Genomic DNA, 20,813 nt, shown 5'->3' on the forward strand with positions numbered 1-20,813 from the left:
TCAGTAGCGGCGCGCGCCGTAGAACGGGAACTTCGCCATCGATTCGATCCTCACCGGGACGCCGAACGTCGAGGCGTGCAGGATGTTGCCGTTTCCGGCGTACAGACCGACGTGCGATGCGTCGTTGTAGAAGAGGACGACGTCGCCGGGCTGGAGGTCGTCGCGGGACACCGGGGTACCGCCGCCGGCCTGCGCCTGACTCGACCTCGGCAGCGTCTTGCCGATCTGCTTGTAGGCCCAGACGACGAGTCCGGAGCAGTCGAATTCGTCGGGACCGGTGGCGCCCCACACGTACGGGTCGCCGATGCGGGTCATGGCCGCCTGCAGTGCGCTGGTGCCCGAGCCGGGCGTGAGGTGCGCGAGGATCGTGTTCGGATCGAAGCCGGGCGGGAACGGGGTCCCCACCAATTGGTCGCGCTCCGCGCCGCTGAGATCTCCGAACGCCTTGATAACGTCGGCGATCTGCGCCTGCAGGTCGCTCTGCTTGCGTTGCAGATCGTCGCTGACCGCCTTGGCCTGTTCCGTCGCGGACCGCGCGGCATCCGCGGACTGCTTCGATTCCGAGGCCGCCTTCGTGGCGTCCGCTGTGGCCGACTGGAATTGCGCGACCTGGTTGCGGGTGTCGTTGGAGATGACGTCGAGTGCGGACATCTGGTCCAGGAGCTGCTGCGGTGAATCGCTCACCATCACGGCGAACAGGCGATTGGTCCGGGCGCCCTGGTAATTGGCGGTGGCGAGTTTGTTCACCACCGGCTGGAACACGGCGACGCGCGCGTTTGCCGCGTCGAGGACGCCCTGGTCCGCGGCGAGCTTCGCGTCGGCGTCGCGCTGCGCCGCCTGCTTGGTCTCGAGATCGATCTGCGCGTTGTGGAGTGCCTCGGACGTCTGCTCGGACTGCCGGGACAGATCACCGAGCTTGGTCAGTGCGTCCGTGGGGTTGGTGGTGACCGGGTCTGCGCCCGCCTGGATCGACGGCAGCGACACGAGTGCCACCGACAGCGCTCCGGCTGTCAGCACGCTGCCCAGGGAGCGCTTCATCTTGTGTGAGGCCACGGAAATGCAGTTCTCCGATCGTCGATCTCCACCAGCCGACCCGGTCGTCCGTCGTGCGGCGCGAAAGTGTGCGGAATGCCGAAGTGGTGGTGACCCGCGATGCCGCCCGGATGGCGCGACAAGACTTCGCAAGGTCTCGGATAGGTTACGGAATGGCATACGTTTGTGTCCACCCATGTCACGGTTCGCGTGGCGAGGGCCACCGGTGGGTCGACAACGGGTGTCTACCTGGGGCACAACGACATCGAGGGTGGGTTCGAATCGGAATTCGAACCCACCCTCGGTGGTCGTGCGGGATCCTACGAAGTTACCCCGTGCATCCCCGCCCTCGACTCGGCGGATGCATCGTTTCGCGAGTGGATCAGTAGCGGCGTGCGCCGTCGAACGGCATCGACGCGATGGGCGCCAACTTGACGGGCTGGCCCTCGGTCGATGCGTGGATCACGTTGCCGTTGCCGGCGTAGATGCCCGAGTGCGAGCCGCCGTAGAAGGAGATCACGTCACCGGGGCGGAGATCGGACTGCGACACGGGAGTACCGGCCGCCGCCTGCGCGTAGCTGGTGCGCGGCAGGTTCAGTCCGGCCTGCTTGAACGCCCACTGCACCAGGCCGGAGCAGTCGAACGAGTTGGGACCTGCGGCGCCGTAGACGTACGGCGAGCCGAGCTTGGTCTGTGCGGCCTGCACGGCCTTCTCACCTGCGGTGCTGCCCGGCACCGCGGGGGCGGGCAGGTTCGGGATGCCCGGGATCTGCGGGATGACCACACCGGGGATCTCGAACGTTCCGACACCGGGGATGGTGACGGGGTCTGCGGCCGCGGGGGCCGCGGTAGCGGTGAGCGCTCCGATGGCGAGCGCGCCGGCGACGACTGCCCGTCGCACATTCCGCTTGGAAACTTGTGACGCCACGAAAGGGGTACTCCGTTTCTTCCGTTCATCCGCCGACCGAGTTAGCTGACGGGTTCGGGCTGGGAAGATCAGCCCTACCCACCGGTCCGTGAGGACGTCCCGGCGGGATTCACCCCAGTAGAAACTTGGGTTCCCGGTACGACCGCTCTCGCGAGTGGCCGATTAGGCGGTGACTAGCGATGCCGCCCCGGTGTGGGGCGGCGAGACTCCGCTAGGTCTCAGGAAGGTTACGAAATGGAATACCCCGATGTCGACCGGAACACGCGGAAAGTGTCCGTTTGGGCCGTTTCCCGGTTTGCGGGCGCGCGATACCCGCATTCGGTAACGGCTAGATAACAAGCGGTATGTTTCCCAACTCTTTTCGATAGCGGGAGTGGGCATTTCGCGCGGCGCACGACTGCCCGACGCCTTTCCAGTTCCGCATTCCCGCTGTTCAACCGGGGTCCACCGACGAGACCCGGCGCGGCGGCCACGACCGCTGCCGACCGTCCCGGCGCGACCGGCACGGCACTCCCCGGGGCCGCGTCGCCACTCGTCGCGCGGCCCCCGATCGACGCCTGCGCAGTGAGGTGTGATCCTCGTCTCTCCGGGCGGTCCGGGCGGTTGTGTCGGTGCCCGTCCATACGCTCTGAGCCGTGAGTGTCCCCGGTGTACCCGAACAGCTGAGATTCGACGAGCTCGACACCCCACTGCGGGACACCACGTTCGTGGTGGTCGACCTCGAGACCACCGGCGCCCGGCCGGGCGAGGACGCCATCACCGAGATCGGTGCCGTCAAGATCCGCGGCGGCGAGGTGATCGGCGAGATGGCCACGCTCGTCGACCCGGGCCGGTCCATCCCGCCGCACATCGTGGAGATCACGGGCATCACCACCGCCATGGTCATCGACGCCCCGCGGATCGAGCGGGTGCTGCCCGCGTTCCTCGAATTCGCGCGCGGATCCGTGCTCGTCGCGCACAACGCTCCCTTCGACACCGGATTCCTCAAGGCCGCCGCGTCGGCCACCGACACTCCCTGGCCCAAGTTCACGGTGCTGTGCACCGTCAAACTGGCCCGGCGGGTCCTCACCCGCGACGAGGCGCCGTCGGTCAAGCTGTCGTCGCTGGCCCGGCTGTTCGATGTCGGGACCACCCCGACGCACCGCGCCCTCGACGACGCCCGCGCCACCGTCGACGTCCTGCACGCCCTCATCGACCGCGTCGGCAATCAAGGCGTGCACAGCCTCACCGAGCTGGTCGACTACCTCCCCGACGTCTCCTCGCACCAGAGGGCGAAGCGGACACTGGCCAGCCACCTCCCGCACGCTCCCGGCGTCTATCTGTTCCGTGGACCGTCCGACGAGGTCCTCTACGTCGGCACCGCGACCGACCTGCGCCGGCGGGTGCGCAACTACTTCACCGGTTCCGAGACCCGCGGCCGGATGAAGGAGATGGTGGCTCTGACCACCCGCATAGACCACGTCGAATGCGCGCACGCTCTCGAGGCGGGCGTGCGCGAACTGCGGCTTCTGGCCGCCCACACTCCGCCGTACAACCGAAGGTCCAAGTACCCGAAACGCGGCTGGTGGATCACGCTCACCGCCGAGGCCTTCCCCCGATTGTCGGTGGTGCGGACCCCGACCGCCGACTCGCTCGGCCCGTTCCGGTCCCGCTCGACAGCCGTCGACGTCGCCGACGTCCTCGCCGAGTACTGCATTCTCCGGACCTGCACGAGTCGCATACCGAAGGGCAGGGAGCACGGTGCGCAGTGCCCACCCCGTGAGCTGGGACGCTGTCCCGCGTCCGTCCACGCCCGCGACACGGAGGATGCGTACCGTCCCGGACCGGAACTCTTCCGCCGGTTCCTGCGCGGAGACGGCGACGCGCCACTGCACGGCATGCGTGCACGGGTGGAGGAACTCGCCGCCGCCGAACTGTTCGAGAACGCCGCGCGACTGCGCGACCGCACCGCGGAGGTAGTCCTCGCTCTGCGGAGAATGCAGCGTCTGGCGGCCCTCACCGCCCTCGATCAGCTCGTGGCGGCTCGCCCGGCCGCGACCGGCGGCTGGGAGTTCGCGGTGATCCGTTCCGGACGCCTCGCGTCCGCGGGCTGTGCGCGGCGCGGGATCCATCCGATGCCGGTGGTCGACGCGCTGGTCCTGACCGCCGAAACCGTGGTCCCCGACGCGACTCCCCTCCGGGGCGCGTCGCCCGAGGAGGCCGGGCTGCTCGCACGCTGGCTCGAGCAGGAGGACACCCGGATCGTCAGCGCCTCGTCCGGGTGGTGCGAACCCGCGCGGGGCGCCGGATCGTGGTCCGCGTGGTGTGCGCTTGCACGGGCAGGCAGCTCATCGACACGGGACGACGAGACCCGACCTCCCGCGCCGGATTCCGTCGATCACCGCCTAGGCTGGCGATCATGATCAACGCCATCGTCCTGATCCACGCCGAAGCCCACCGCATCCCGGAGACCGCTCAGGCCGTCGCCGACATCGAGGGCGTCGACAAGGTCTATTCCTGCGCGGGCGACGTCGACCTGATCGCGATCGTGCGGGTGCGCGACCACGCGAAGATCGCGGAGGTCGTCACCGAGGGAATCAACAAGGTGGACGGCGTCTCGCGGACGGCGACGCACATCGCCTTCCAGTCCTACTCCAGCGCCGATGTGGAAGCGGGCTTCTCGATCGGCGAATAGGTCCGCCGGCTACTTGCTGGTGGCCAGACCCGACGTGAGTTCGGCCCACCGCGCGAGCAGCGTCGCGGCCGCTCCACTGTCGATGGACTGCGCCGCCGTCGAGAGCCCGTCCGACAGCCCCTCTTCGAGCGTGCGGCCGCCGAGCCCGCGGAACGCCGTGATCGCCGCCGCCGCGTTGAGCAGCACCGCGTCGCGGACCGGCCCGGTCTCACCGGCGAGGAGTCGCTGCGCCACCGCCGCGTTCACGTCGGCGTCGCCGCCGCGGAGTGCGTCGAGCGGCACCCGCGCGATCCCGATGTCGCGGGGGTCGAGTTGACGGGTGGTCACCGCCCCGTCCGCGACGACGTGCACGGTCGACGTGGTCGATGTCGTCAACTCGTCGAGGCCGTCGTCGCCGCGCACCACCAGGGCCGAGTTGCCGCGCTGCGCGAGCACACCGGCCACCACCGAGATCAGGCCCGGAAACGCACAGCCGATGAGGCCGGCCCGGGGGCGGGCCGGGTTGGTGAGCGGTCCGAGCACGTTGAAAACGGTCGGGATGCCGATCTCCTTGCGGGGCGCACCCGCGAACCGCAGGGCGGGATGGAACACCGGCGCGAAGCAGAAGCCGATGCCAACCTCCCGGACGCATCGGGCCACCTCGTCGGGCCCGAGATTGATCTTCACCCCGAGCGCCTCGAGCACGTCCGCGCCGCCGCTCTTGGACGACGCGGCCCGGTTTCCGTGCTTGACGACGCGAATGCCGGACGCCGCGACCACCAGTGACGCCATCGTGGAGATGTTCACCGTGTTGGATCGGTCACCCCCGGTGCCGACGATGTCGACGACGTCGTCGTCGACGGGGACCTTGCGTGCGTGCCCGAGCATCGACTCAGCCAGGCCGCGCAATTCGTCCGGTGTCTCACCCTTCATCTTCAGGGCGACGCCGAACGCGGCGATCTGCGCGGACGTGGCGTTGTCGGACATGATCTCGTCCATCGCCCATTTCGCATCGTCTACCGCGAGGTCACGTCCGTCGGTGAGCGCGCCGAGGACCGACGGCCACGTGCGTGCCGGCAGCACACCGTCGTTCGTCCCCTGAGCAGTCGGGCTCTGCATCGTCGTGTCCCCTTGTACTAGTGGCGGATCCGATCCTGGCAGCCTAGTCACCGGCCGGATCGGACTCGCGCGCCGGTTGCATCGCATCCCAGCCGTCCACCGAGCCACCGAGCCGCTGCGCCAGCCCGGCCATTCTCGACCGTTCCTGGGAACAGTGCAGGGCGTCGAGAACCTGGACGCGCTGCAGCACCAAGGTCACCGGCGCACCGTCCCCGGCGGAGGTGGCGGCCTCGTCCGAATTCTGGGGCCGATAGCCGTCCTGGGCGGCGATCGACACGGCGTCGGCCACCGCGGGCGCGGGCAGCCGCAGATGGTGCCGCAGCACCGCTTCCGCCTCTGCCTCCCACCGCGGTTCCTCGGCGGCGGCGCGGTCGAGTGCGGCCGAGCACGCCTCCACGTCGTCGAAGCTCGAGGCGACGACCACGAGGTCGGGGCGATCCTGATCGAGAGGGGCCGGTTGCCGACTGCCGAACAGCCGCCGCAGCCACCCCGTACTGTTGTCACGAGAGCGCATGACTCCACCCTGTCACGGCCCGCCACCAGGGCCGTCAGCAGGGAGAATCGGACAAGCGCGGCGTCCGGACGCGCCGAGGGTGGACCCGGGTAGTCGTCTCTTACGACGAAGCGTCATACTTCTGTCTGTGACGAGCGCAGTAGGGACTTCAGGATCAGCAATCACCCAACGCGTGCACTCGCTGAACCGACCAAACATGGTCAGCGTTGGCACCATCGTGTGGTTGTCAAGTGAGCTCATGTTCTTCGCAGGGCTCTTCGCCATGTACTTCGTGGCGCGAGCACAGGCGAATGGGAACTGGCCGCCGGAGCCGACCGAGCTGAATCTGTTCCTCGCCGTACCGGTGACGCTGGTGCTGATCGCCTCGTCGTTCACCTGCCAGATGGGTGTGTTCGCGGCCGAGCGCGGCGACGTCTTCGGTCTCCGCCGGTGGTACCTCCTGACCTTGGCGATGGGCACCTTCTTCGTCCTCGGGCAGGGATACGAGTACATCCACCTGGTCGAGGAAGGCACGAGCATCTCGAGCAGCGTGTACGGCTCGGTGTTCTACATGACCACCGGTTTCCACGGCATGCACGTGATCGGCGGCCTCATCGCGTTCGTCTTCCTGATCGCCCGTACCAAGGTCAGCAAGTTCACGCCCGCCCAGGCCACCGCCGCCATCGTCGTCTCGTACTACTGGCACTTCGTCGACATCGTGTGGATCGGCCTGTTTGCCACGATCTATTTCATCCGTTGATCAGCTGAACGCCACAGGCAGCCCCCTGACGTCCAGTCCGTCCCGACATACCAAAGGGATACAGATGAGTTCATCCCCCCCTCCCGCATCCGATACCACAGCGTCCGCCGCCAAGGCACGCCGCCAGCGGAAGCTCCGCAGGCGCGTCACGGGCGCCCTGGTCCTGATGATGGGACTGGTCAGCGCCGGTTTCCTCGCGTCCGCGTTGACGCCAACCCCGCAGGTGGCCACCGCCACCGATGATCAGGCGGCGCTGATCCGCGAAGGCAAGCAGTTGTACGACACGTCGTGCATCACCTGCCACGGCGCGAACCTGCAGGGTGTGCAGGACCGCGGTCCCAGCCTGATCGGTGTCGGCGAGGCCGCTGTGTACTTCCAGGTGTCGTCGGGACGTATGCCGGCTTCGCGCAACGAGGCCCAGGTCGAGCGCAAGCCCGTCAAGTTCGACGCCGAGCAGACGGACGCCATCGGCGCGTACGTCCAGGCCAACGGCGGCGGCCCCACGGTCATTCGTGACGAGAACGGCGAAATCGCCCAGTCTTCGCTGCGCGGCGGCGACATCGGACGCGGCAGCGAGCTGTTCCGCCTCAACTGCGCGTCCTGCCACAACTTCACCGGTCGCGGCGGCGCGCTGTCGTCCGGCAAGTACGCCCCGGTCCTCGACCCGGCGAGCGAGCAGCAGATCTACGCCGCGATGGTCACCGGCCCGCAGAACATGCCCAAGTTCTCGGACCGTCAGCTGACCCTCGAGGAGAAGAAGGACGTCATCGCCTACATCAAGTCGTCGGGCGAGACGAAGCAGCCCGGTGGCTACGGACTCGGCGGCATCGGTCCCGCCTCCGAAGGGTTGGCCATGTGGGTCATCGGAATCATCGCTGTCGTCGGTGCAGCACTGTGGATCGGAGCAAGGTCATGAGCGACGCTGGCCAGCCGGGCGGCGCTACGCCAAAGAAGTACACGGACGCAGAACTCGAGAACCTGAGCCGCGACGAACTGGTCGAGCTCGGAACCAACCTCGACCACGTCGACGTCGCGTTCCGCCGCAACCGCTGGGCGGTTCCGGGAACGAAGGCCGAGAAGCGCGCCGAGCGGTCGGTCGCGTTCTGGTTCGCCCTGTCGGGTGTCTCCGCGATCGCGTTCATCGCGATCTACCTGTTCTGGCCCTGGGAGTACGCCGGGTCCGGTGAAGAGCACTACTCCGCCTACAGCCTGTACACGCCGCTGATCGGCCTCACCATGGGTCTGGCCATCCTGGGCCTCGGTGTCGGCGCGGTGCAGTTCACCAAGAAGTTCATCCCCGAAGAGGTGTCCATCCAGGACCGCCACGACGGTGGATCGTCCGAGGTCGATCGCAAGACGATCGTCGCGGAACTCGGCGACTCGTTCGAGACGTCGACGCTGGGGCGCCGCAAGCTCCTCACCCGCACCCTCCTCTTCGGTGGTGGGGCGCTCGGCATCATGGCCGTCATGCCCCTCGGCGGCCTGATCAAGAACCCGTGGGCCAAGCGCGACGACTCCCCGCTGTGGGTGTCCGGATGGACTCCCCGCTACGAGGGCGAGACCATCTACCTGCGCCGCGACACCGGTCGCCCCGAGGACGTCGTCCTCGTTCGCCCGGAAGATCTGGACGCCGGCGCCATGGAGACCGTGTTCCCCTTCCGCGAGTCCGATCGCGGCGACCACGACGCGCTGCTCGAGGCGCTGCGCGGCATCCGTAACGCGACCATGCTCATCCGGCTCCGCACGGAGGACGCGGCACGGGTCACCAAGCGTCAGGGCCAGGAGAGCTTCAACTACGGCGACTACTTCGCCTTCTCGAAGATCTGCACGCACCTCGGCTGCCCCACGTCCCTGTACGAACAGCAGACCAACCGAATCCTCTGCCCGTGCCACCAGTCGCAGTTCGACGCGCTGACCTACGGAAAGCCGATTTTCGGTCCGGCCGCTCGTGCACTTCCGCAGTTGCCTATTACAGTGAACGAAGAGGGTTTCCTAGTCACAACGGGTGACTACATCGAAGCTCTCGGCCCGGCATTTTGGGAGCGTCGACCGTGACCGACAACACACCGTCCAAACTGAGCGCGATGGCCGCAGGCCAGGCAGAGGCGATGGACTCGCGCTACCACCTCGCAGCGGGAATGCGGCGGCAGATCAACAAGGTCTTCCCCACCCACTGGTCGTTCCTGCTCGGCGAGATCGCGCTGTACAGCTTCGTCATTCTGCTGATCTCCGGTGTCTACCTGACCTTTTTCTTCGACCCGTCGATGGCGCACGTCGTCTACAACGGTGCGTACGAGCCCCTGCGCGGCGTCACCATGTCCCGCGCGTACGAGACCACCCTGAACATTTCGTTCGAGGTCCGTGGCGGCCTGTTCGTCCGTCAGATCCACCACTGGGCTGCTCTGATGTTCGCCGCCTCGATCGTCGTGCACCTGCTGCGAATCTTCTTCACCGGCGCCTTCCGGCGTCCGCGTGAGGCCAACTGGGTCATCGGCTGCCTGCTGCTGATCCTCGCGATGTTCGAGGGATTCTTCGGCTACACCATCCCCGACGACCTGCTGTCCGGCACCGGCCTGCGCGCCGCGTTCTCCGGCATCACCCTGAGCATCCCGATCGCCGGCACCTGGATGCACTGGCTGATCTTCGGCGGCGACTTCCCCGGCGACCTGATCATCCCCCGCCTGTATGTTGCGCACGTCCTGCTGTTCCCGGGCATCATCCTCGCCCTGATCGCCGGTCACCTCGCGCTCGTCTGGTACCAGAAGCACACGCAGTTCCCCGGCCCCGGCCGCACCGAGAACAACGTGGTGGGCGTGCGAATCCTCCCGGTCTTCGCCGTCAAGTCGGGTGCGTTCTTCGCCATCACGTTCGGTGTTCTCGCCGTGATGGGTGGCGTCCTGCAGATCAACCCGGTCTGGACCATCGGCCCCTACAACCCCTCGCAGGTGTCGGCAGGTTCTCAGCCCGACATCTACATGATGTGGACGGACGGCCTGGCCCGTCTGTGGCCGGCCTGGGACGTGTACCTGTTCAACCGCTACACCATTCCGTCGGTGTTCGCTGTTGCACTGATCATGGGTCTCGTGTTCACCGTCCTGATCGCCTACCCGTGGATCGAGAAGCGTCTGACCAAGGACGATGCTCACCACAACCTGCTGCAGCGTCCGCGTGACGTGCCGGTGCGGACCGCGATCGGTGCGATGGCCCTCGCGTTCTACGCCGTCCTCACGATCTCGTGCATCAACGACATCATCGCGTACCACCTCAGCATCTCCCTGAACGCGATGACCTGGATCGGCCGGATCGGCATGGTGCTCCTGCCTCCGATCGCGTTCTTCGTGGCCTACCGATTCTGCCTGGGTCTCCAGCGCAGCGACCGTGAGGTCCTCGAGCACGGCATCGAGACGGGCATCATCAAGCGGATGCCGAACGGTCAGTACATCGAGATCCACCAGCCGCTCGGCCCGGTCGACGGCCACGGTCACCCGATCCCGCTCGAGTACCAGGGTGCGACCGTCCCGAAGAAGATGAACAAGCTCGGCTCCGCCGGCAAGCCCGGCTCCGGCAGCCTCGTCACGGCCGACCCGGTCGAGGAGAGCCTGGCCCTCGAGCACGCCCTGCACCACGGCGAGCACGAGCAGCTCACGATGCTGCGGGAGTACCAGGACCGCGCCCACGGCAACGGTTCGTCGGCCTCCGGCAACGGATCGTCCGGCAACGGCGAGGCGCACTAGCCTCACCTCTTCACCACGAGCAGAGCCCCGAACCACTTCCGGTTCGGGGCTCTGTTCGTTCGCGGGCACCCTGCTCCCCTCCCCCACGGTCGCGCGCGGCACACGCGACCGTGCCGAGGCCGGTGCCCCGTGTGCGGACAGCAGATCTCCCGCACCGGCTCAGATCACCGGCATCACCCCGCGCCCGGCTACGGCGCTCACAGGCAGCGTCGACGAGACGAGTAGAACGCTTCGGCGGCGGCCTGACCGCGGCCCGTACACCGCTGCCCGCGATCGCGGCGGTCAACGATCGTGAGCGGCGAGCGTGGCGGTCTTGGGCGTCGGGCACGGGCTTCGGCGTCACGCTGCGCCCGGAAGGCCCGATACTGCCCGCGGTAGGACAACGCCCGCCGCAATTCCCGGCTGATCGTGGACGGGCTGCGACAGAGTGCCAGGGCGATCGCCCTGACCGTCCACCCACCCCGGCGGAACTCGTCGATCTGCTCCCGCTCGAACAGCGACAGGTACCGCCCGCAGACACTCCCAGAACCGGTCCCGCACGTCCCGACCGATCGGCGGCCGACCCTTGAACAGCATCCGCGACACCCCTTCACATCAGGGATGTTGCGTCGACCCATTGGTCGGCGACGGCACTCCGACCGTCATCCGACGAACGGGCGCACGGGACCCGCGACCCCGCCCCACCAGGTTCCATCGGCTTGCGCCCATGACAAAGCGGAGGCGCCGAACCCCTGAGGGATTCGGCGCCTCCGCCGTCAGACTGTGTGGAACTAGTGCTTCTCAGGCCCGACGTAGTACTCGAAGACGAGGCCGGCAGCGGCCGCGAGGACGGCGATGACGGCGATCACGAGCATCCACGGCTGGAAGAACGCCATCGAGACGGCCACGAACGCAGCGGCTGCGGCGAGCAGGATCGGCCAGTAGCTGCCGGGGCTGAAGAAGCCCAGGTCGCCGGCGCCGTCGGCGATCTCCGCGTCCTCGTAGTCCTCGGGGCGGGTGTCGAGACGACGGGCGACGAACCGGAAGTACGTTCCGATGATCAGCGTCAGTCCCGCCGACAGGCAGATGCCGGTCAGACCCGCCCACTCGATACCGGTCCGTGAAACGGCGGTGAAGACGCCGTAGACGATCGCGACGAGAATGAAGAATACCGTCAGGATCTCGAAGAGCTTGGCTTCGATCTTCATATCAGCACTTGTCCTTGGTCAGTGAGGTATCAGCAGCAGGTTCAGTTACCTTCGACACCGCTCGCCTGCTTGTAGCCGCGATCGGTGGTGAAGGGAGACGTCGACGTCGCGACAGGGGACTCGCCGATGGCCTGCAGAGCTTCCGCCGTCGTCAGATCCCGGCCGCCCTCGCTCGCGGGCTTGCGCAACTCGATGTACTGCGCGAACTTGTCGGGGCTCACAGCGCGAACCTCGAAGTTCATCATCGCGTGGAACGTGCCGCACATCTCGGCGCAGCGCCCGACGAAGGCACCTTCCTTCTCGATCTCACTGATCTGGAAGACGTTGTCGGAGTGGTTCTCCTTGGGGTTCGGGTTCACGTCGCGCTTGAACAGGAACTCCGGAACCCAGAACGCGTGGATGACGTCGGCCGAGGCCAGTTCGAACTGGATCCGCTTGCCGGTCGGCAGCACAAGGATCGGGATCTCGTTGCTCGAACCGATGGTCTCGATCTTGTCGTAATGCAGGTACGACAGGTCCTGGGGGACCTTGCCGTGGATCGGACCGGGGAGAGCACCCTCTTCCTCCGGCTTGGATGCGACTGCGGCCTGAGCCTCCTGGTCGACGCCGTCGTACAGGCCGCCGCCCTCGCCGAGGTCGATCGAGCGGTAACCGAACTTCCAGTTCCACTGGTACGCAGTGACATCCACCACTACGTTGGGGTTGTCCTCCTTCTCGAGGACGTGGTTCTGCACGATCACCGTGAAGTAGAACAGCACGGCGATGATGACGAACGGAACTGCCGTGTACGCCAGCTCGAGCGGCACGTTGTATGCCGTCTGTCGCGGGAACTCGGGTGAGTCCTTCTTCTTGCGGTGGAAGATCACCGCCCAGAAGGTGAGTCCCCACACCAGGACGCCCATGACGAGGGCGGCGATGACCGACCAGGTCCACAGTTCACGCATGCGGTGCGCCTGCGGGGTTACGCCCGAAGGCCACCCGAAACGAAGCACCTCGTTGTCGATTGAACAACCCGACAGCAGCAAGGCAGCAATGCCCAAAGATACTGCCAACCCTGCCCGCCGAAGGATCCGACCTTGCGCCACGTTCACGCCTTCCTGATCGCCGCAAATTCCACTAGGGCACACCCGATGGGAAGGCCCAATTACTACGCAGCGTAGACCAAAGGCGGCGGCTCTCCCTCCTCGGGTCGGGCGACGTGTCTCCGGCGGTGGCGCCGCGGCGGTGTCGCTTGCCGGACCGGGCCACTCCCTTGCGGCCCGAACCGGACGCGCCGCGAATCTGCGGCATACTTTCCGGCAGAGATCCATGACCCCTCCACCTCGTGGAGCCTTCCAAGATTCTGAATTGAGGTACCGGACGCTGTGTGCGGACTGCTCGGGCTACTGACCTCTGGAGAAACCAGCGACAACGCCGTCTCACAGGTCGACCAGGCGATGCACTGCCTGCGGCACCGTGGGCCGGACGAGCACGGGACCTGGCACGACGACCATGTGGTCTTCGGGTTCAATCGGCTGTCGATCATCGACATCGAACACTCCCATCAGCCTCTGCGGTGGGGTCCGGAAGAGAATCCGGAGCGGTACGCGCTGACGTTCAACGGTGAGATCTACAACTATCTCGAAGTGCGCGCCGAACTCTCGGAACAGTTCGGCGCCCAGTTCGCCACCGAGGGCGACAGCGAGGCCATCGTCGCCGCATTCCACTACTGGGGTGAGGACGCGGTCCGTCGTCTGCGAGGCATGTTCGCGTTCGCGATCTGGGACACGCAGACGCGCGAGTTGTTCCTCGCCCGCGATCCCTTCGGCATCAAGCCGCTCTTCCTGGCGACCGGGATCGGCGGCACCGCCTTCGGCAGCGAGAAGAAGAGCCTGCTGGAACTGGCGAGCCTGATCGGCATCGGCACGGAACTCGATCCGCGCGCCGTCGAGCACTACACCGTCCTGCAGTACGTGCCGGAACCGGAGACCCTGCACAAGCAGATCCGCAGGCTCGAGTCCGGTTGCTTCGCCCGGGTGCGCCCCGGTGAAGAACCCGTGATCACCCGCTATTTCGCTCCCACGTTCCCGGTGCGGCCGTTCGTCGCCGGCACGGAGCAGGCACGGTACCGCGAGATCGCGGAGGCGCTCGAGGATTCGGTCGCCAAGCACATGCGCGCCGACGTCACCGTCGGTTCCTTCCTGTCCGGCGGCATCGACTCGACGGCCATCGCGGCGCTCGCGATGCGCCACAACCCGAACCTGATCACGTTCACCACCGGTTTCGAGCGCGAGGGCTATTCCGAGGTCGACGTCGCGGCCGAGTCGGCCGAAGCGATCGGCGCGCGCCACGTAGTGAAGGTGGTGAGCCCGTCCGAGTTCGCGGCCGCCATCCCCGAGATCGTGTGGTACCTCGACGACCCGGTCGCCGATCCGGCGCTTGTTCCGCTGTGGTTCGTCGCGAAGGAAGCGCGCAAGCACGTGAAGGTCGTGCTGTCGGGGGAGGGCGCCGACGAACTGTTCGGCGGCTACACCATTTACCGCGAGCCGATTTCGCTGAAACCGTTCGAGTATCTGCCGAAGGGCCTGCGGAGGGCAGCCGGGAAGCTGTCCGAGCGCATCCCCGAAGGGACTCGCGGAAAGAGCCTGCTCAATCGCGGTTCACTCACCCTGGAGGAGCGTTACTACGGCAACGCGCGCAGCTTCAACGACGCACAGTTGCGTGCCGTCCTGCGCGACTTCCGGCCGGAGTGGACGCACCGCGACGTGACCGACCCGATCTACGCACAGTCGCAGGGATGGGATCCGGTGGCCCGGATGCAGCATCTCGACCTGTTCACGTGGTTGCGCGGCGACATCCTCGTCAAGGCCGACAAGATGACGATGGCCAATTCGCTCGAACTGCGGGTGCCGTTCCTCGATCCCGAGGTCTTCAAGGTGGCGTCGCAGGTGCCGCTGGACCAGAAGATCACGAAGAGCACCACCAAGTACGCATTGCGTCAGGCGCTGGAGGGCATCGTGCCCGGGCACGTGCTGCATCGGGCGAAGCTCGGTTTCCCGGTGCCGCTGCGACACTGGCTGCGCGGCACCGAACTGTTCGACTGGGCGCACGAGCAGATCGCGGCCTCCGGCACCGATCACCTGCTCGACAAGGCCGCGATCGCGAAGATGCTCAACGACCATCGGGACGGTGTGTCCGACCACAGCCGCCGCCTGTGGACGGTGCTGATCTTCATGGTGTGGCACGGCATCTTCGTGGAGAACCGCATCGTTCCGGAGATCGCCGAGCCGGCGTACCCGGTTTCGCTCTAGGCGCTCCGCGCCCGTGCGTGGTTGAGGAGTCCAGAGACTCGTCAACCACGCACGGGCGGCGGAGCCGCCTGCTACGGCAGGACGGCGGCGATCTCGTCGGCGGCAGCGGTGCCGTACGCGTCCGCGAGCCGCTTGACCGCCTCGTCACGGTCGAATGTCCACTCCTGGGTGCCGACGGTCTCGAGCACCAGCACGGCGACGAGCGAGCCCAGCTGCGCGGAACGCTCGAAGCTGAGGCCCGCGCTGTGTGCGAGGAGGAATCCGGCCCGGAATCCGTCACCGACACCGGTCGGGTCGACCTTGGCCTTCTCGGGGACGACGGCGACGCGGGTCCAGTTGCCCTCGGAGTCGACGATCTCGACTCCCTTGGAGCCGAGTGTCGTCACGCGGACCCCGACCTGCGCGCGGATCTCCTCTTCGGACAGTCCGGTCTTCTGCTGCAGCAGTCCCCACTCGTACTCGTTCGTGAAGAGGTACTTGGCGCCGCGGATCAGCGCCGACGCCTCCTCGCCGTTGAGTCGGGCGAGCTGTTGCGACGGGTCGGCGGCGAACGGGATGTCCTGGCGACGGCATTCCTCGGTGTGCCGGATCATCGCCTCCGGATCGTTGGCCCCGATCAGGACGAGTTCCAGCGGCGCCGCGTCCTGCGAGAGGCCGGACAGCTCGATCTCGCGGGCCTCACTCATCGCGCCGGGGTAGAACGACGCGATCTGCGCCATGTCCTCGTCGGTGGTGCACACGAAACGGGCGGTGTGCGCGGTGGTGGAGATCCGGACGGCTGTGCAGTCGACGCCGTTGCTCTCGAGCCACTGGCGGTAGTCCGCGAAGTCGGCCCCGACAGCCCCGACCAGCAGCGGCGAACCGCCGAGGACGCCCATGGCGTAGGCGATGTTGCCGCCCACTCCCCCGCGCCGGACCACGAGGTCGTCGACCAGGAAGCTCAACGAGATGTGGCTGAGCTGATCGGCGAGCAGTTGCTCGGCGAACCGGCCCGGAAACCGCATCAGGTGGTCGGTGGCGATGGAACCGGTTACCGCAATTGTCACGGGCGGATGCCTTTCGATGAGTTCGGTCGGGATTTCTCACCGTACCCGGAGTACCACCCTGGTCGGGCGGCAGCACGAGGACGTGGAGACGGGGAGATCGGGCACGAAAAAAGTCTGACGCGGCAGCCGCTCGGCGCCGCGTCAGACTTGTCGATTCAGTTGTTCGTCGGCCTGGGACTCAGTTGAAGGAGTCGCCGCAGGCGCACGAGCCGGTCGCGTTGGGGTTGTCGATGGTGAACCCCTGCTTCTCGATGGTGTCGACGAAGTCGATCGATGCACCCTCGACGTACGGTGCGCTCATCCGGTCCACAGCGAGGGACACGCCACCGAAGTCCACGATCAGGTCGCCGTCCAGGTTGCGGTCGTCGAAGAACAGCTGGTAGCGCAGTCCCGCGCAGCCGCCGGGTTGCACGGCGATACGCAGTGCGAGGTCGTCGCGACCTTCCTGATCGAGCAGCGCCTTCGCCTTGGCGGACGCGGCTTCGGTCATCTTGACGCCGTGGACGGCGGTCTCGTTCTGCACAGTCATGGGCTCTCCCTGTAGTTCGTAACAAACCCGTGAACGCTTCAACGGTACTCCGCGCCCGACTTATTCCCGGGTTCCATTCCCTGCGGCGTCCGCAGATCGGTCCACGTCCATGGTATCCGACGTCGCGATCTCGGGTTACTACCCGGCGGCCGCACCGTCCCACCCGCGGGCGGCCGCGGCCGCGAGGTCCCGGAGCTGTGCGTATGCGTCCGTCATGGCGAGTTCGACGGATCCGGCGTGGTCCACGAGGGACAGGGCGCGGTCGATGCCCGCGCGGTCGAGGTCCGCGGTGTCGAGGAGGACCTGCCCGGCCAGGACGAGCGTCGCGATGGACCGCCTGCGCGCGGCCGCGGCGAGCGCGATCACGAGTTTTCCGCGCAGCGACTGCTGGTCGAGACGACCTTCACCGGTGACGACGAGCTGGGCGGAGGCGAGTTGCCGGTCCTGCCGGGTGCGCTGCGCCACCACGTGGGCGCCGGATTCGCGGGTCGCGCCGAGCGCGAGCAGTGCGGCCCCGATCCCGCCTGCGGCGCCGGCGCCCGGTTCGGCGGCGACGTCCCTGCCCGTGACCCGGCGCAGTTGGGCCGCCCACGCGGTGTTCCGGTCCTCGAGAAACGCGACGGTGTCGGGGTCGGCGCCCTTCTGCGGCCCGAACACGTGGGCGGCGCCGTGTTCGCCCAGCAACGGATGTTCGACGTCGGTCGCGGCCACCAGTTCCACGGTGCGCAGGCGGGCGACGGCGGCGTCGGCACTCTCGAACCCCTCCGCCAGGGCCTCGACGAGGCCGCGGCCGCCGTCGGTGCAGCTGCTCCCGCCGAGACCGACGACGATCCTCCGGGCTCCCGCATCGAGAGCCGCCACCACGAGTTGTCCGACGCCTCGACTGCGGGCCTCGCGGGCGGTGCGGGGCGTCGGCGGCCCGCCGAGAAGTCCGAGCCCGCAGGCTTGCGCCGATTCGAGGTAGGCGTCGGTGCCGTCGAGGAGCCAGCGGGCCGTGACGTCGGCGCTGAGGGGACCTTCCACGACCGCGGTCCGGACGTTGCCTCCCGCCGCGGCGACGACGTCGACGAACCCGGGGCCGCCGTCCGACTGCGGTGCCTCGATCAGCTGGTCGTCGGGACGCACGGCCGACCATCCCGCCGCGATGGCCGCGGTCGCCTCCACGGCGGTCAGCGTGTCACCGAAGGAGTCCGGTGCGATCAACACTCGCATCGGCGAAGTGTAGGGCGGTGGGCGCGACCCGGCATTTCGATGCGAGGTCGGTTTTCCTCCCGGTGCCGTCTTCCCATACTCTGGAAGGGTGAAATTGCTACGCCGCGGTGATTCGGACAATTCAGACAAGCGGGACGTCGAGGTCGCCGAGTCGTCCACGGCCTCGGAGGCGGAGTCCGTCGAACAGGCAGGCAAGGGCCGCCCCACGCCCAAGCGGCGCGACGCCGAATCGAAGCGTCGCGGCCCGGTCGCGCCCGCACCCCTGACGGCGAAAGAAGCCCGGGCCCGCAAGAAGGCCAACCGCGGCACCAAGGAAGAGCGCAAGGTTGCGGCGGCCGAGCGTCGCACAACCGCGGCCGACCGTCGCGCCCGCATGCTCGCCGGCGAGGACAAGTACCTCCTCCCCCGCGACAAGGGCCCCGTCCGCGCCTACGTCCGGGACATCGTCGATGCCCGGCGCAACCTGGTCGGCCTGTTCATGCCCCTGGCCCTGGTCCTGATCATGGCGATGTTCGTCAGCCCGGCGCTGCAGGCCATCGTGACGCTCGCCATGCTCATCATGATGCTGTTCATGGCCATCGAAGGCGTCTGGCTGGGCCGCAAGATCAACAACCAGGTTCGCGAGCGTTTCCCGGACACTCCCGACGGCGGATTCAAGCTCGGGTGGTACGCGTTCGTGCGGGCGTCACAGATCCGCAAGCTGCGCGCCCCCAAGCCGCGAGTGCGTCCCGGCGACGCCATCTGACGCTCAATTGTGGGGGGCGCGGTGCGTCTCGGCGAGCAGCCGCCCCAGGGCAGCGTCCCGGTCGTGCGACAGGTCCGTCATGGGATCGGCCGGCCGGAAGAAGTTGTCGCGGAAGCCGTTCCGCAGCCGTGGGTGGAGTGGACCCAGGTGCCGGCCTGCGTACACCACAGCCGCATGCAGCACGAGGAGAAGTGCAACGAGGACGAGGAATTCGGTCATGGCTGAAATTTTCCGCCCATTCACTTCCCGCCAACAGTGGCGGAATTGACGATATTCGTCAAAATACTGCCACCACACCGGGTTGGTAGCGTTTCCCTCCGTGCCCACCGCCGACCGCCCGGACCGTCCGAGTCGCCCCGATGCGACCTCGCGAACGCTGGTGCTCGGTGGTGCCCGCTCCGGAAAATCCGCTCACGCCGAGGAACTGGCCCAGACTCTGGCCGGATCCGGCCCGGTCCGCTACGTCGCCACCAGTCACCGCGACCCCGCCGATCACGACTGGGAACAGCGCGTCGCACAGCACCGCGACCGGCGTCCCGACAGCTGGCTCACCGTGGAAACCGCACACCGGCTCGACCTCGCCGAACAACTGCGGTCTCCCACCGACGCGGCGGCCACCCTCGTCGACGATCTCGGCACCTGGCTCACCGTCGAACTCGACGGCGCCGCGGCGTGGGAATCGCCCCGCGGCACGATCACCGACCGGACCGACGAACTCGTCGCGGCCGTGCGCGACTACCGCGGCGCACTCGTCCTGGTCACCCCCGAGGTCGGTCTCGGCATCATCCCGGAGACTCGGTCCGGCCGCCTGTTCCGCGACGAGATCGGCGCCCTCAACGCCCGGCTCGCCCAGGTCTGCGATCGCGTCCTCCTCGTCGTGGCCGGGCTGACCGTGACCTTGAAAGATGTTCCCGCACAACACTCGTGCGGTGCAGTAGTGTCCACTCGAACGAGAGGCCAAGCGTGACCAGCGAGTCCGTGAGCACCGACCAGGGTCGGTTCGACCCCGTCACCCCGCCCGACGAGGGGGTGCGCGCACAGGCCGAGGCCCGTCAGTTGCTGCTCACCAAACCCGCCGGCTCTCTCGGCCGGCTCGAGACACTCGCCTGCTGGGCGGCGTCCTGTCAGGGCGTGTGCCCGCCCGCACCGTTCGCGCAGGCGCGGGTGGTGGTGTTCGCCGGTGACCACGGGATCGCGCGGACCGGTGTCTCCGCCTACCCGCCGGAGGTGACGGCGCAGATGGTCGCCAACTTCGTCGGGGGTGGCGCGGCCGTCAACGCTCTCGCGAACCATGCCGGCGCGAGCGTGCGGGTCGTCGACCTGTCGGTGGACGGCGACACGGATCCGTCGTTGTCCGCGTTCAAGATTCGCCGCTCGTCGGGAGCGATCGATCGTGAGGACGCGCTCACGCACGAAGAGACGCTGCGGGCCATCGAGGCGGGCCGGTCGATCGCCGATTCCGAAATCGACTCCGGCGCAGACCTGTTGATCGCCGGCGACATGGGTATCGGCAACACCACACCGGCCACCGTCCTCATTGCCGCACTGACCGATACCGAACCGGTGGCGGCGGTCGGCCGGGGCACGGGGGTCGACGACGCCGGCTGGATCCGGAAGACGGCCGCCATCCGCGACGCGATGCGCCGGGCCCGGCCGGTGGTCCGGGACACGGTGGCACTGCTGCGGACGGTGTCGGGTGCGGACCTCGCGGCGATGGCCGGATTCCTCGCCCAGGCCTCCGCGCGCAAGACTCCGGTGATCCTCGACGGAGTCGTCGTCACCGCCGCCGCCATGGTCGCGGAGGAACTCGCCCACGGTGCCCGCGCCTGGTGGCTGGCCGGCCACCGCTCCACCGAACCGGCGCACACGATTGCGCTGAAACACCTGCAACTCGAACCGCTCCTCGAACTGGACATGCGTCTCGGCGAGGGGTCGGGTGCCGTGACCGCGCTGCCGATCCTGCAGGGCGCCGTCGCCACGCTCGCGGAGATGGCGACGTTCGCGGAGGCGGGAGTCAGCAACCGCGACGCCGACGACGACAGCGAGGGCACCGAGACCGACCCCACCGCTCCCACCGCGGGCTGA

The 20,813-nt window shown here is 67.7% G+C and carries 21 protein-coding genes and 1 riboswitch; of the genes, 10 read left to right on the forward strand and 11 right to left on the reverse strand.

Annotation, left to right across the window (positions count from 1 at the left end; translation table 11 throughout):
- The gene (locus tag ACFTWF_RS25785) at window positions 1-1,053 is read right to left on the reverse strand and encodes a C40 family peptidase (protein ID WP_378463989.1); all 1,053 of its coding nucleotides are present in this window, start codon (window positions 1,051-1,053) and stop codon (window positions 1-3) included.
- 361 nt (window positions 1,054-1,414) lie between these two features.
- Window positions 1,415-1,960: an NlpC/P60 family protein gene (locus ACFTWF_RS25790; protein WP_378463990.1), complete on the reverse strand. Its 546-nt coding sequence runs from the start codon at window positions 1,958-1,960 to the stop codon at window positions 1,415-1,417.
- 14 nt (window positions 1,961-1,974) lie between these two features.
- Window positions 1,975-2,139, reverse strand: a riboswitch (cyclic di-AMP (ydaO/yuaA leader).
- Between the two features lie 456 nt (window positions 2,140-2,595).
- Between ACFTWF_RS25790 and ACFTWF_RS25795 the strand changes: the two genes are divergently transcribed.
- Window positions 2,596-4,362: a DEDD exonuclease domain-containing protein gene (locus ACFTWF_RS25795; protein ID WP_378463991.1), complete on the forward strand. Its 1,767-nt coding sequence runs from the start codon at window positions 2,596-2,598 to the stop codon at window positions 4,360-4,362.
- A complete protein-coding gene (locus ACFTWF_RS25800) occupies window positions 4,359-4,634 on the forward strand; it encodes an Lrp/AsnC family transcriptional regulator (protein ID WP_005247708.1) in 276 nt (91 codons plus the stop codon). The genes ACFTWF_RS25795 and ACFTWF_RS25800 overlap by 4 nt, the downstream gene beginning before the upstream one ends.
- Window positions 4,635-4,643: 9 nt before the next feature.
- On the opposite strand, the gene trpD is transcribed toward ACFTWF_RS25800, so the two are convergent.
- Together trpD and ACFTWF_RS25810 are read right to left on the reverse strand one after the other, a co-directional pair.
- Entirely contained in the window at window positions 4,644-5,732 is a 1,089-nt protein-coding gene (gene trpD, locus ACFTWF_RS25805; RefSeq protein ID WP_378463992.1) for an anthranilate phosphoribosyltransferase, read from the reverse strand.
- A gap of 43 nt (window positions 5,733-5,775) precedes the next feature.
- A complete protein-coding gene (locus ACFTWF_RS25810; RefSeq protein WP_378463993.1) occupies window positions 5,776-6,246 on the reverse strand; it encodes a ribonuclease E inhibitor RraB in 471 nt (156 codons plus the stop codon).
- Window positions 6,247-6,373: 127 nt separating this feature from the next.
- On the opposite strand from ACFTWF_RS25810, the gene ACFTWF_RS25815 reads away from it, so the two are divergent.
- From ACFTWF_RS25815 to ACFTWF_RS25830, 4 genes are all read left to right on the forward strand, one after another.
- A complete protein-coding gene (locus tag ACFTWF_RS25815; protein WP_025432889.1) occupies window positions 6,374-6,985 on the forward strand; it encodes a heme-copper oxidase subunit III in 612 nt (203 codons plus the stop codon).
- A 64-nt stretch (window positions 6,986-7,049) separates the two neighbouring features.
- Complete coding sequence (locus ACFTWF_RS25820; protein WP_378463994.1) at window positions 7,050-7,901, forward strand: c-type cytochrome; 852 nt, start codon at window positions 7,050-7,052, stop codon at window positions 7,899-7,901.
- The gene (locus ACFTWF_RS25825; RefSeq protein WP_378463995.1) at window positions 7,898-9,040 is read left to right on the forward strand and encodes a ubiquinol-cytochrome c reductase iron-sulfur subunit; all 1,143 of its coding nucleotides are present in this window, start codon (window positions 7,898-7,900) and stop codon (window positions 9,038-9,040) included. The genes ACFTWF_RS25820 and ACFTWF_RS25825 overlap by 4 nt, the downstream gene beginning before the upstream one ends.
- A 29-nt stretch (window positions 9,041-9,069) precedes the next feature.
- Window positions 9,070-10,719, forward strand: a complete 1,650-nt coding sequence (locus ACFTWF_RS25830) for a cytochrome bc complex cytochrome b subunit (RefSeq protein ID WP_378464018.1) — start codon at window positions 9,070-9,072, stop codon at window positions 10,717-10,719.
- A gap of 197 nt (window positions 10,720-10,916) precedes the next feature.
- Here ACFTWF_RS25830 and ACFTWF_RS25835 read toward each other — a convergent pair whose 3' ends face one another.
- The 3 genes from ACFTWF_RS25835 to ACFTWF_RS25845 form a co-directional block, all read right to left on the reverse strand.
- Entirely contained in the window at window positions 10,917-11,336 is a 420-nt protein-coding gene (locus tag ACFTWF_RS25835) for a helix-turn-helix domain-containing protein (protein ID WP_378463996.1), read from the reverse strand.
- 153 nt (window positions 11,337-11,489) lie between these two features.
- Window positions 11,490-11,906: a cytochrome c oxidase subunit 4 gene (locus ACFTWF_RS25840; RefSeq protein WP_378463997.1), complete on the reverse strand. Its 417-nt coding sequence runs from the start codon at window positions 11,904-11,906 to the stop codon at window positions 11,490-11,492.
- Window positions 11,907-11,947: 41 nt separating this feature from the next.
- The gene (locus ACFTWF_RS25845; protein ID WP_378463998.1) at window positions 11,948-12,997 is read right to left on the reverse strand and encodes a cytochrome c oxidase subunit II; all 1,050 of its coding nucleotides are present in this window, start codon (window positions 12,995-12,997) and stop codon (window positions 11,948-11,950) included.
- 273 nt (window positions 12,998-13,270) lie between these two features.
- On the opposite strand from ACFTWF_RS25845, the gene asnB reads away from it, so the two are divergent.
- Window positions 13,271-15,196 carry an asparagine synthase (glutamine-hydrolyzing) gene (gene asnB / locus ACFTWF_RS25850; RefSeq protein WP_378463999.1) on the forward strand — a complete coding sequence of 642 codons (1,926 nt, stop codon included), beginning with the start codon at window positions 13,271-13,273 and terminating at the stop codon, window positions 15,194-15,196.
- 71 nt (window positions 15,197-15,267) lie between these two features.
- Here asnB and ACFTWF_RS25855 read toward each other — a convergent pair whose 3' ends face one another.
- The 3 genes from ACFTWF_RS25855 to ACFTWF_RS25865 all read right to left on the reverse strand — a co-directional run bounded on the left by ACFTWF_RS25855 (window position 15,268) and on the right by ACFTWF_RS25865 (window position 17,983).
- Window positions 15,268-16,242: a carbohydrate kinase family protein gene (locus tag ACFTWF_RS25855; RefSeq protein ID WP_378464000.1), complete on the reverse strand. Its 975-nt coding sequence runs from the start codon at window positions 16,240-16,242 to the stop codon at window positions 15,268-15,270.
- A 178-nt stretch (window positions 16,243-16,420) separates the two neighbouring features.
- Window positions 16,421-16,771, reverse strand: a complete 351-nt coding sequence (locus tag ACFTWF_RS25860) for an iron-sulfur cluster assembly accessory protein (RefSeq protein ID WP_185724470.1) — start codon at window positions 16,769-16,771, stop codon at window positions 16,421-16,423.
- Window positions 16,772-16,909: 138 nt separating this feature from the next.
- Window positions 16,910-17,983 (reverse strand): glycerate kinase, encoded by a 1,074-nt coding sequence (locus ACFTWF_RS25865; RefSeq protein WP_378464001.1) that lies wholly within the window; start codon window positions 17,981-17,983, stop codon window positions 16,910-16,912.
- Between the two features lie 88 nt (window positions 17,984-18,071).
- On the opposite strand from ACFTWF_RS25865, the gene ACFTWF_RS25870 reads away from it, so the two are divergent.
- Window positions 18,072-18,728 (forward strand): DUF3043 domain-containing protein, encoded by a 657-nt coding sequence (locus ACFTWF_RS25870; RefSeq protein WP_185724471.1) that lies wholly within the window; start codon window positions 18,072-18,074, stop codon window positions 18,726-18,728.
- Window positions 18,729-18,731: 3 nt separating this feature from the next.
- On the opposite strand, the gene ACFTWF_RS25875 is transcribed toward ACFTWF_RS25870, so the two are convergent.
- The gene (locus ACFTWF_RS25875; protein WP_378464002.1) at window positions 18,732-18,947 is read right to left on the reverse strand and encodes a hypothetical protein; all 216 of its coding nucleotides are present in this window, start codon (window positions 18,945-18,947) and stop codon (window positions 18,732-18,734) included.
- Between the two features lie 100 nt (window positions 18,948-19,047).
- On the opposite strand from ACFTWF_RS25875, the gene cobU reads away from it, so the two are divergent.
- Both cobU and cobT read left to right on the forward strand, forming a co-directional pair.
- Window positions 19,048-19,695, forward strand: a complete 648-nt coding sequence (cobU, locus tag ACFTWF_RS25880; RefSeq protein WP_378464003.1) for a bifunctional adenosylcobinamide kinase/adenosylcobinamide-phosphate guanylyltransferase — start codon at window positions 19,048-19,050, stop codon at window positions 19,693-19,695.
- Window positions 19,692-20,813 carry a nicotinate-nucleotide--dimethylbenzimidazole phosphoribosyltransferase gene (gene cobT, locus ACFTWF_RS25885; protein WP_378464004.1) on the forward strand — a complete coding sequence of 374 codons (1,122 nt, stop codon included), beginning with the start codon at window positions 19,692-19,694 and terminating at the stop codon, window positions 20,811-20,813. Before cobU ends, cobT begins: the two co-directional genes overlap by 4 nt.

The organism is Rhodococcus sp. NPDC056960 (assembly GCF_042674125.1).
GTDB lineage: Bacteria > Actinomycetota > Actinomycetes > Mycobacteriales > Mycobacteriaceae > Rhodococcus_F.

What these genes read in the sequence shown, in the direction of transcription:
- ACFTWF_RS25825 (WP_378463995.1), top strand. Translation starts at nt 7,898, where the DNA reads ATGAGCGACGCTGGCCAGCCGGGCGGCGCTACGCCAAAGAAGTACACG.
- ACFTWF_RS25800 (WP_005247708.1), top strand. Translation starts at nt 4,359, where the DNA reads ATGATCAACGCCATCGTCCTGATCCACGCCGAAGCCCACCGCATCCCG.
- ACFTWF_RS25865 (WP_378464001.1), bottom strand. Translation starts at nt 17,983, where the DNA reads ATGCGAGTGTTGATCGCACCGGACTCCTTCGGTGACACGCTGACCGCC.
- ACFTWF_RS25820 (WP_378463994.1), top strand. Translation starts at nt 7,050, where the DNA reads ATGAGTTCATCCCCCCCTCCCGCATCCGATACCACAGCGTCCGCCGCC.
- ACFTWF_RS25830 (WP_378464018.1), top strand. Translation starts at nt 9,070, where the DNA reads ATGGCCGCAGGCCAGGCAGAGGCGATGGACTCGCGCTACCACCTCGCA.
- ACFTWF_RS25875 (WP_378464002.1), bottom strand. Translation starts at nt 18,947, where the DNA reads ATGACCGAATTCCTCGTCCTCGTTGCACTTCTCCTCGTGCTGCATGCG.
- ACFTWF_RS25840 (WP_378463997.1), bottom strand. Translation starts at nt 11,906, where the DNA reads ATGAAGATCGAAGCCAAGCTCTTCGAGATCCTGACGGTATTCTTCATT.
- ACFTWF_RS25810 (WP_378463993.1), bottom strand. Translation starts at nt 6,246, where the DNA reads ATGCGCTCTCGTGACAACAGTACGGGGTGGCTGCGGCGGCTGTTCGGC.
- ACFTWF_RS25860 (WP_185724470.1), bottom strand. Translation starts at nt 16,771, where the DNA reads ATGACTGTGCAGAACGAGACCGCCGTCCACGGCGTCAAGATGACCGAA.
- ACFTWF_RS25835 (WP_378463996.1), bottom strand. Translation starts at nt 11,336, where the DNA reads ATGGGTCGACGCAACATCCCTGATGTGAAGGGGTGTCGCGGATGCTGT.
- trpD (WP_378463992.1), bottom strand. Translation starts at nt 5,732, where the DNA reads ATGCAGAGCCCGACTGCTCAGGGGACGAACGACGGTGTGCTGCCGGCA.